Here is an 8,008-nt window from a genome sequence, read left to right on the forward strand (position 1 = left end):
AGGCAAAAGTCTTGTTTTTAATAAAAGTGATCTATTTAAAGCTAAATGCAAGGCACAATTTTTATCCGATAAAATTAGTAGCTTAAAAAAAGAGCCTTCTCAGAAGGCTTTATTTGAATTGTAGGATTGTAAAATTTGAAGATTTTGAGAAAAAAAAGAGGTTTTTTCACAGCCTGACGTTCTCGCGCTACAAGTAGTTTGGAATTAAATTAAGACCATTATTCGGATTTGCCAAATCTTCCAAATACAAACCAATTTTTCCATTAAGCCTAATCCCCAAATTGCTTGTAGCGTGTGTTACCTGCCGTTTATTTATTTCCATTTCATTTCCTTTTGCAGAGTTTCCCAACCGTTCCATCTACAAGTAGCATCAATGAATTTTCTTTTAGAATTCTCAAAGGAAAAAGTATAAATATCTGAAGTTGTGCAACCACCTTCTTTTATATTTATCAATTGACATTCCATTTTAATTAAATTATTTACTTGAGAATCATTTAGTTTAGTTTTTATTCCGTTTCTCTCAACTTCGTAAAAGTTTTCCTTTTTATAAATTACAATACTATCTTTTTCTGAATTAAAACAACCTCTGCTTTGATAAGCTAGTTTTAAAAAATGTTTTTCTTTCAAGTTTCCAATTAATGACTTTTTGAAATTCTTTTTATAATCTGAATAATCTGGATTTAAAGAAATATTATAGATTCTGCTTTCATCAATGTTTAATTCTTTTATGATTTTCTGCTCAAATATGTTTGTATATTCAAATTGATATTTACCTTCTTTTAATTTTTCTAATTTAATTTTATGCTGAATGAATGGTAAGTTTTCGGCTTTAATTTCTTTGAATATTTTCCCGTCTTTATAAATCCTTAAAAAACTTAAATCAGCATATTCTTTATTAAATTTATTTTCAAGTTCAATTGTAATATTCAATGTAGCAGAAACTTCCTTTTTTTGACAACTTAAGAAAGGAACTAAAATTAGAAGAATTAATATTGATTTTATATTCATTTGTTTTTTAGTTTTCACAGGTTAAATGGCAGGTAACTTGTATATATGTCTGACAAAATCACACTTACCCACCCTAATCTGGGTGGTTTTGTGTGATAAGTATCACGTTTTACTTTTTTCAAATGTAGAAAATAATAATCACAATCCTACACAGTATAATTTCTGCTTATTAAAATGATTTTTGCCATTCATATTCCAATTTACGGCGTTAGATGATTCTAAATTTAGGTCAGAAGCTTGAAATTGGCTGTCCGTTGAGACAATGCTTGCATCCGTTATGGAAATGTTACTGACTTTATAGTAACTGACGCAAACATTGTCTCAACTGACGCAAACATTGAAGCAACTGACACAAACATTGTCTCAACTGACAGCGTTTTAGATATTTTTAACTTCGTCTTTGTTATTTCTAAATAATTAATAACTTTGAAAAAGTAGTGTTTTCTTTCATTTAAGTATAAATACATCTAATTTATCTTATTGTGATGTTTGCTAGTCCAACTGAAAAGCCTGATTGTAATGAAAAAACAGAAAGTAAAGAGAATGTATTATTTTTCGGATGCGGATTTAATACTGAAGGGGAAAGAAAAAATAAGTTTTATGAGAAGGGACAAAGCTGCTTTTGCTCCATTTGGTATTACCGAAACGATGATCGCCAAATTAGAAACTGACCTGAGTGCTTTTGCCCAAAACAATACCGATATGGAAGCCCATAGCAATCAGATGATAGTTACACAGGCCAAAAATGCAAAAGCGGAAGAGTTGAGAACTGCTATTCAGAGTGTGATGAAGCGTATTGAATTTATTTTTGGGGTAAATAGCGCGAGATATCGGCAGTTTGGTACCAAAGCACTTGGACGAAAAACTGATTCGGATTTACTGATAACCGCAAAAGTGGTGCTGCGGGTGAGCAATAAATACCTGCAAGAACTGTTTGATACCGGGATTACAACTGCGATGCTGCATGCTATAACGGTATTGTGCACCGATTTTGAGCAGCTGCTTCACGAGCAAAATGATAAAATATGGGAACGTAATTTCCTGAAGGAAAACCGAATTGCAGACGGTAATGCAATTTATACAACATTGGCTAGATATACTGCCATAGGATTTGCAATCTGGGAAACTACCAGTGAGGCTAAGTATAACGATTACATTATCTATAATCGGTTATCTAAAAATTAGCTTAGGAACACTGATGCCGCATGAGGGATTACTTCACTATACATTTATTTTTATAGGTGTTCACTGAATTTCATTTGAAGCAAGTTACCGAAGTAACGTGTATAGCCCGACCGCAATAGAGAATGGGCCGTATATACGTAAAGTAAATTTGGCCCATTTTCTATTGTGGTCACGCCCACACGAGCTTTTGCACACTGATTAAGTAAATGATTTCAAGTTTTGATAGCTTGTATTTACTTTAGGTAGTTTTGTTTTCCTAATTTGCTATTATTTGAATTCATTCTTATAAACCGTTCCATCTTTCATTACAAAATTTACGTGTTCAAGAATACTAACATCGTCAAGTGGATTATTTTCTACAGCGATGATGTCTGCATATTTACCAATGGTGATTGAGCCAGTTTTGGTTTTTATATCAAGCAGGTCTGCTGCATTTATTGTTGCCGATTGTATTGCTTGCATTGGAGTCATGCCGGCTTTTACCATATATGAAAAATCTTTTGCGTTCCATCCATGTGGCATTACGGCAGCATCTGTTCCGTAGGCAATTTTGATTCCTGCTTTTACTGCACGCTCAAAACTTTTTTCTTTTTCTATTTTGATACTCTTCGCTTTGTTGATTATTTTTTCGGGAAAGCCTTTTTTCGAATAGGTGTCAATGATGTAATCCAGTGCATATAAAGTAGGCACCATGTAAGTACCTTTTTCTTTCATTAATTTGATGGTTTGATCATCGATAATACTGCAATGTTCGACAGAATTTACTCCTGCAAGTACTGCGCGATTAATTCCCTCGGTTCCGTGTGCATGGGCGGCAACTTTTTTCCCCCACATGTGTGCTTCGTCTACAAGCGCTTTCATTTCTTCAAGAGAATACTGCGGAGCTCCCACGCTTTCTTCTTCACTCAAAACACCGGCTGTTGCACAAACTTTTATTACATCTGCTCCCCATTTCACATTGTTGCGAACTCGTTTTCTTATTTCATCAACGCCATCAGCCACACCTGTAAAATCTGGATTCCCTTTCCATGCAATGTCTGGATTGAAACCTGTTAAATCACTATGTCCACCAGTGGCGCCAAGTGCAAATGTTGCGACATACATTCTAGGGCCTTCGATTACTCCTTCATTGATTGCATTGCGAAGTGAGATGTCTATCAAATCTGAAGAACCCATATCACGGCATGTCGTAAAACCGGCTTCGAGGGTACGTTTTGCATAAATTGGTGCACGGACTGCGTAGTCTGTGGAAGTTTTACGAAAAACATCTCCATAATAATCTCCGCTTGGCTCACCAGACATGTGAGTGTGACAATCCATTAATCCCGGCAGCACAGTACTATTGCTCAAGTCAATGATCTCGGCATCTTTTGGAATGGTTATGTTACTTCCAATTTCGGTTATTAAATTGTTGTCAATCAAGATTACCTGATTTTTAAGAACTGTTCCAGACACAACATCGATGAGCCTGCCGGCTTTGATGGCTTTAATTTTTGACTGCCCGTAGAATGAGTTAAGAGTTACTAAGGATATTAATGCTATTAATAGTAAATGTTTTTTCATAGTTTGGTTGTATTGGGTTTATAGTATCTTATTTTGAGGATTAAAATTGTAGATATCTTGTATATAAGTCTGACAATCAACTAGCTTTAGTTTTTTCAAATATAAGGAATAATAGTAACAAATTGGCTTCGTGGGATTTTTGTTTGTTTTACTGTTTTTTAACCTCTGCCCAGTAAAATAGGGTATCCAGAGAAAAAAGATTACCTCCAAATGAGCTTCCATCTGATTGAAACTGTCTTCAGTTACCTTCAAACGTTCTTTGGAGTGCGTATTGTATGTTTCGGACAGCCTAAGTCTTTATTAAATCAACTTTATTCGTCAAATCTGTGGGCTATTTTATGGTTTGTTTTTTATTTATAGGCGTGAATAGATTGCCCTACAAGTTTCCAATTGCCATTTATTTTTTCAAGTAATCGTATCTCATGCGAAAAGGTTTTCTTGCCATCTTTAGCAATAGATACTTCATCATGACTGACCCACGCATTGTCATCGTGAATGCTCATTTTATAATTTGTATTCATGGACGTGCCGCCACTGGCATTTACAATAGGTTTAATAATGTCTTCAGCTGGAATGTCTAACGTTTTGCCATCAACAGTTGAAATTAAAATTTTGCTATAAGGCTGAATGTGCCAGCATGCAGCATGTGTTTTACTGTCACCCAATCTCCAACTGGAAGATTCTTTTTCGAGGAGATTTTTGATGGCTTGTGTGTCATCTGTTTTTGGATTGCAACTCAGTAAAATTAAACTTGGTATAAGATGCAGGACTAATTTTAATTTCATAATAGTGTGGTTTTTGATTAATAGAGTGTGAAAGATACGTTTTGTCTGAATTAAATAGTAAAACATTTTAAATTTTGTAATTATCTAATTTTATTCTGAGAAGGATTTAAATTTTGGTTGTCATGAACCCACTATTCATTCATTGGAAGGAAAATATTTTTTTGATGCTGGTTTTAAATTAGACTATCTTTGCCGACTGATAAAAAGCCTATATGAAGTTTGATTTACTAAAAACAGATCCGCAATCGAAAGCGCGTGCGGGAAGTATTACTACAGATCACGGTGTTATTGAAACACCTATTTTTATGCCTGTTGGGACTGCTGCCTCAGTAAAAGGAGTGCATCAAAGAGAATTGAGAGAAGAAATAAATCCAGATATTATTCTAGGGAATACCTATCATTTATACTTGCGTCCACAAACCGAAATTCTTGAAAAAGCGGGTGGATTGCACAAATTCATGAATTGGGACCGTAATATTTTGACCGATTCTGGAGGATATCAAGTGTATTCTCTTTCTGCAAACCGTAAGATTAAGGAAGAAGGGGTAAAGTTTAAATCTCATATTGATGGTTCGTATCACTTTTTTACACCAGAGAATGTGATGGAAATTCAGCGTACCATTGGTGCCGATATTATCATGGCTTTTGATGAGTGTACGCCTTATCCATGTGATTACCGCTATGCACAACGTTCGATGCACATGACTCACCGTTGGTTGGATCGTTGTATTAATCATTTGGATAAATTGCCTTTTAAATATGGCTATGAGCAAACGTTTTTCCCAATTATACAAGGAAGTACTTATAAAGATTTGCGACAACAATCGGCTGAATATATTGCCAATTCCAACCAACAAGGAAATGCTATTGGTGGACTTTCGGTAGGGGAGCCTGCAGAGGAAATGTACGCGATGACCGAAGTGGTTTGTGAAATTCTACCAGAGGACAAACCTCGTTATTTGATGGGTGTGGGAACTCCAATCAATATTTTGGAAAACATTGCACTTGGAATCGATATGTTCGATTGCGTGATGCCTACTCGTAACGCAAGAAACGGAATGTTGTTCACTGCCAACGGAACGATTAATATCAAGAATAAAAAATGGGAAGCCGATTTTTCTCCAATTGATGAAATGGGGTATACTTTTGTGGATACTGAATATTCTAAAGCTTATTTACGTCACTTGTTTGCAGCCAATGAATATTTAGGGAAACAAATTGCTACGATACACAATCTTGGTTTTTATATGTGGTTAGTTCGTGAGGCCAGAAAACATATCTTAGCCGGCGATTTCAAACCTTGGAAAGAAATGATGGTGAAAAATATGAGCCAACGACTTTAAAAATGTTTAATCGGTTAATCGTTTATTTGTTTAATCGAAAAAAATGTTGAATCGGTTAATCAGTTAACTGTTTAATCGAAGTAGCGAATAAACAATTTTTTAGTTTAAAACGACTTAACAAATAAACGAATAAACGATTCAACAGTTAACCGATTCAACGATTCAACGAATAACCGATTCAACCATAACTATGCTAACAATAATTGACAAATACATTTTAAAAAGATATTTAGCCACATTTGCGGTAATGCTTTTGCTATTTGCTCCTATTGGGATGATTATAGACATATCGGAGAAGATCAATAAAATGATTGAGAATAAAGTGCCGGTTTTAAAAATCGCCATTTATTACTATCATTTTACGATTTACTTTATGAATAACCTCTTTCCGATATTTTTGTTTATATCGGTTATTTGGTTCACTTCAAAATTAGCAAATGACACAGAGATTATTGCCATTCTGAGTTCTGGAATTTCATTTACAAGATTCATGAGACCTTATATTATTGGAGCCTCGATTATATCTATTATCGTTTTGCTCATGGGATTTTGGGTTATTCCTGTATCCAGTGAGGGGTACAATAATTTCCGATACACTTATCTGCGGAATGACGGGAAGGCGCTCATGCGGGGCGATAATACCGATGTATACAGACAGATAAATGATCATGATTTTATCTATGTAAACAGCTTTAACAATGAATCTCAAATGGCTTTTGATTTTTCATTGGAGCGATTTAAAAAAGAAAAATTAGAATACAAAATCACGGCTAGCAGAATCAAATGGAATCCTAAGGAAAAGAACTACACCTTATATGATTACACAAAAAGAACTGTCGGAAAAGAAGGGGATGTGATTGAAAAAGCTCCTGAAAAGAAGATGAAATTCAGTTTTGATCTGGAAGATTTGGCACCGGTGGTTTATATCGCCGAAACATTGAGTTTAGGTGATTTAAATGCTTTTATCGATAAGGAAAGAAAGCGTGGATCGTCCAATATCAATGTTTATTTGGTTGTTTTGTATAAAAAATACAGTGTTCCCGTTTCGGCATTTATATTGACTATTATAGCTGTTTCTGTATCTTCAATGAAACGAAGAGGAGGAATGGGAGCCAACTTGGCTATCGGAATTGCTGTGGCGTTTTCATTCGTGTTTTTTGATAAAATATTTGGTGTATTGGCTGAGAAATCTGCATTTTCACCTCTATTGGCCGTTTGGTTGCCCAATATCATTTTTGGAATATTAGCTGTTTATTTATTACGAAATGCGAAACGATAATTTAAGAAGTTACCTTAATTTACATTTAATTGTTTTTATTTGGGGTTTTACAGCAATTTTAGGAGCATTAATTACTATTCAGTCTGAATTTTTAGTTTGGTATAGAATGTTTTTTGCTGCAATATTTATTGCTATTTTTCTTGCTGTAAAAAAGAAATCATTTAAAGTGTCTCCCAAGTCATTGGTTAAGTTTATAATTGTTGGTCTTTTGATAGCACTACACTGGATTTTCTTTTTTGAAGCCATAAAAGTCTCGACAGTTTCTATAACCTTGTCCGTTTTTTCTTTGGGCGCATTTTTTGCCTCATTGTTGGAACCTCTATTTTACGGTCGAAAAGTGCTTTGGTATGAAGTTTTCTTTGGACTGATTATTATTGCGGGTTTAGGATTAATAATGCAGGTGGAGATTAATTATTGGAGTGGTATGTTATTGGCATTGGTTGCCATAATTTTAGGAGTGTTGTTTACATTGATAAATGGAAAGTTAATCGCAAATCATGACCCTTCTGTGATTTCATTTTATGAATTCTTAGCCGGTTTTATTTTTATCTCAATCTATTTTTTATTCAAAGGTTCTTTTACAGCAGATTTCTTTGTGTTATCTGCCAAAAACTGGATTTTGATTTTAATTTTGGCATCCATTTGTACCGCTTATGCTTTCACGGCTTCGGTAAAAGTGATGAGACAATTATCACCGTATACGGTTATGTTAACGACTAATTTAGAGCCTGTTTACGGTATTGTACTGGCTTTCTTTATCATTGGCGGAAAAGAAAAAATGAGTACGGAATTTTATATTGGAGCAGTTGTAATTGTAATTACGGTRMTCTTAAATGGKATTATAA

General features: G+C 34.5%; 8 protein-coding genes. 4 read left to right on the top strand and 4 right to left on the bottom strand.

What is annotated here, in order from left to right; translation table 11 throughout:
* Positions 1-187: 187 nt before the first annotated feature.
* The gene (locus AC1DY0_RS18595; RefSeq protein WP_477190074.1) at positions 188-322 is read right to left on the bottom strand and encodes a hypothetical protein; all 135 of its coding nucleotides are present in this window, start codon (positions 320-322) and stop codon (positions 188-190) included.
* On the bottom strand, positions 313-1,008 hold the full coding sequence (locus AC1DY0_RS18600) for a hypothetical protein (RefSeq protein WP_477190075.1): 696 nt from the start codon (positions 1,006-1,008) through the stop codon (positions 313-315). The genes AC1DY0_RS18595 and AC1DY0_RS18600 overlap by 10 nt, the downstream gene beginning before the upstream one ends.
* Before the next feature lie 519 nt (positions 1,009-1,527).
* Between AC1DY0_RS18600 and AC1DY0_RS18605 the strand changes: the two genes are divergently transcribed.
* Complete coding sequence (locus AC1DY0_RS18605; RefSeq protein ID WP_477190076.1) at positions 1,528-2,193, top strand: hypothetical protein; 666 nt, start codon at positions 1,528-1,530, stop codon at positions 2,191-2,193.
* A 267-nt stretch (positions 2,194-2,460) separates the two neighbouring features.
* Here AC1DY0_RS18605 and AC1DY0_RS18610 read toward each other — a convergent pair whose 3' ends face one another.
* A complete protein-coding gene (locus tag AC1DY0_RS18610) occupies positions 2,461-3,756 on the bottom strand; it encodes a Xaa-Pro dipeptidase (protein ID WP_477190077.1) in 1,296 nt (431 codons plus the stop codon).
* A 350-nt stretch (positions 3,757-4,106) separates the two neighbouring features.
* Positions 4,107-4,607: an endo-arabinase gene (locus AC1DY0_RS18615; protein WP_477190078.1), complete on the bottom strand. Its 501-nt coding sequence runs from the start codon at positions 4,605-4,607 to the stop codon at positions 4,107-4,109.
* A 146-nt stretch (positions 4,608-4,753) separates the two neighbouring features.
* Here AC1DY0_RS18615 and tgt point away from each other — a divergent pair, with 146 nt between their 5' ends.
* From tgt to AC1DY0_RS18630, 3 genes are all read left to right on the top strand, one after another.
* Positions 4,754-5,884, top strand: a complete 1,131-nt coding sequence (gene tgt / locus AC1DY0_RS18620) for a tRNA guanosine(34) transglycosylase Tgt (RefSeq protein WP_477190079.1) — start codon at positions 4,754-4,756, stop codon at positions 5,882-5,884.
* Positions 5,885-6,074: 190 nt separating this feature from the next.
* A complete protein-coding gene (locus AC1DY0_RS18625) occupies positions 6,075-7,163 on the top strand; it encodes an LptF/LptG family permease (protein ID WP_477190080.1) in 1,089 nt (362 codons plus the stop codon).
* Positions 7,150-8,008, top strand: an 859-nt coding sequence (locus AC1DY0_RS18630; protein WP_477190081.1) for a DMT family transporter, incomplete at its 3' end; no start/stop codon positions are given. The genes AC1DY0_RS18625 and AC1DY0_RS18630, both read left to right, overlap by 14 nt.

This window comes from Flavobacterium sp. P1_E4 (genome assembly GCF_056405915.1).